Source organism: Acinetobacter sp. AL9 (assembly GCF_041464035.1).
GTDB lineage: Bacteria > Pseudomonadota > Gammaproteobacteria > Pseudomonadales > Moraxellaceae > Acinetobacter > Acinetobacter towneri.
Window position 1 is genome coordinate 1 of sequence record NZ_JAYFSK010000232.1, and the last position, 267, is coordinate 267.

General features: G+C 52.1%; 1 protein-coding gene. It reads left to right on the forward strand.

Annotation, left to right across the window (positions count from 1 at the left end; all coding sequences use genetic code 11):
- A partial coding sequence (gene tnpB, locus ACEO2X_RS14465; RefSeq protein WP_371972206.1) for an IS66 family insertion sequence element accessory protein TnpB occupies positions 1–266 on the forward strand: 266 nt, incomplete at its 5' end.
- Position 267 lies beyond the last annotated feature (1 nt).

A 267-nucleotide genomic window follows, 5' to 3' on the forward strand; every position in this document is an offset into this window, starting at 1 on the left:
TGGCGCAGATTATGAAAGCCTTTGGCTCAATCAAACCGCATTGCGCCTACCTGTTCTGTAATAAACGTGGCCATCGTATGAAAGTGCTGGTACATGATGGACTGGGCATCTGGCTGTGTGCCAGGCGTTTGGAACAGGGTAAATTTCACTGGGCTCAAGTTCACCAAGGTGAAACCGTGGCCCTCAGCCCGGAACAGTTACAGGCACTGATCCAAGGTTTGCCCTGGCAGCGCATTGGACGACAGCAGGTGGTGACGATGCTTTAAA